Here is a 2,217-nt window from a genome sequence, read left to right on the forward strand (position 1 = left end):
TTAAAAAAGGTCACAAAAACCTTTATTTGGCGTGCACAAAAAGACCACATTTGAAAGTCTGATGTAATTATGAGCTTTCAAATGTGGTCTTATTCTAAATTCTAGGTCTTAACTTAATGACATTGCCGTCCTTGGAGAGGTTTTTTGAAAATCAGAAAAAGAAAAAGCATTAGCCGTCTTACTTTGACCAGTGATGGCTAATGCTTCCTGTTAAGAAAGGGTGTGGTGCCAATGCGGATACGGATTACGCAGGCTAACATTTCTTACCCTAAAAGAAAGGAGCCGTCCCTATCCATAAACGAGGTAAACACAACAAAAAACGTTAACCGAAAAACTTTGACAGGTTGGTTGGTTAACGTTTTTTTATTAACTAACTGAGTCACCGTCTTTAACGGCGCTACTAGGTGGTCGAATGACCACCCCTTATATAGTCTTTTAGTTTATCTTTTATTACTGTGTTAGCTCGTCTTGCCGTACTTCAGTACTGTCTACGACTCGCTGCCTTGTACTAAAAGTAAACTAAAAGACTATAACACTATCATAGCACTTTGAAGATAGAGTGCAAGTAAAAAGGGAGAGTGGGACAGAACAATTTTTATTGGGTGTAAATCATTTACTACAAGCCTTAATTTCATGTTGTAAGCTGCAACGTTTTCTCCTCAAACCAACCTCCCTTTTTTTCTTGAGGGAGCTCGGATTCTTGGAAGGGTGATGCAGAGTTCAATATGTTTTAGAGCAAAAAAACATATATAAAAATATTTGTTTTTGAAACAGGTAAATCTTTCCTTTTTCTAAATGAATTTGTTAAGATGGAAGGGTAGAAAAGTTAAGACGGTGACTCCTCGATTTTACGAAGGAAGGTGAGGCCTATGCGAAATAACGCAGGCGACCATTTCTATCCTAAAAGAAAGGAGAAGTTTTTTGTCTCTCGTAGAGATAATCGAGTGGACACTGAAGATTGGTACATTTGTGATCAATCTGATGCGTCTCTATCTCGACTTATTCAGCAGAAAACACAAAAAGCATTAGCCGTCTTACTTTGACGAGTGCTGGCTAATGCTTTTTAGCTAACATGAGTCACCGTCTTAAACGGTTCTACAGGGTGGTCGTTAGGCCACCTCTTATAACACTATAATAGCACTTTGAAGATAGAATGCAAGTAAAAAGGGAAAAGGAGAAAAGTCCGTTCCCTTTTTTTGGAAGACATTTGAAAGAAAGTATATCTGACTGGTTCTGAGTGGAGTGGAGAGTCTGTGATTGTGAGAATGGATCAAAAGGAGTTGTTTCGTGGCGCGGATTTTGCAAATTGAGGATAATAGTGATATTCAAGAAATCTTATTCCATTTGTTATCGGAGGAGCATGAGGTTCTCTAGGCCTACTCGGGCACTGAGGGGTTACGGATTTTTCAGGAGGAGATGGTAGATCTGGTGTTGCTGGATATTATGCTGCCGGGCCTATCTGGTGTAGAGGTTTTACGGGAGATTCGGCAGAAGAGGCAGGTTCCAGTGATTATGATGACAGCTTTGGGAGATAAGAAGTTAGTTGCCGAGTTTTTGATGAACGGGGCCAATGATTATATTGTAAAACCGTTTGATTTGGGTGAGGTTTTGGCACGTGTTAGTGTTCAACTGTGCTCTGTGCCGGAACTAAATGAGGTTGGACGCAGATTAACTCTTTTGCCAGATACTTTTGAGGCTGCTTGGGAAGAGCAATCAGTTCGTTTGGGAAAAAAAGAATATCTGCTTCTGAAAACCTTGATGTCCCAGCCTAAAAAGATTTTTACCAAGGAAGAATTGTATGAACTGGTTTGGCAAGAACCCTTTATGATCGGTGATAATACTTTAAATGCACAGCTGAGCAACTTGCGGAAGAAATTAGCTCAACTGGCTGAGGAAGAGGAATTTATTGAAACAATCTGGGGACTAGGGGTTCGCTTTAAGGGGGAGAAATAGATGCTATTCCTGGTTTTGTTTTTGTGCTTCCTAGTCCTAGTTTTGTCAGTGTTTTGTTTGATGTTCTATAAAACGATTGAAGATTTGGGCAATCAAGTTGAGGAGAAAATACGGACGGGGAGTCGCATGCGTTTGACCTTATACTTGATTAGTTTCAAAATCTGAAATATAATAGTATTATGATTTTTACACCAGAACACATTAACGAATTAGAAACAGCCCTAAAAGATAAATCACTAGCTTCTTTTCATAAACGTATCCAAG

1 pseudogene is annotated in these 2,217 nt (G+C 39.2%); it reads left to right on the top strand.

What is annotated here, in order from left to right:
- Positions 1 to 1,287: 1,287 nt before the first annotated feature.
- Positions 1,288 to 1,953: pseudogene (locus I2503_RS09235) on the top strand (response regulator transcription factor).
- Positions 1,954 to 2,217: the final 264 nt, after the last annotated feature.

It is taken from the genome of Streptococcus sp. NLN64 (assembly GCF_015831295.1).
In the GTDB taxonomy this organism is placed as follows: domain Bacteria; phylum Bacillota; class Bacilli; order Lactobacillales; family Streptococcaceae; genus Streptococcus.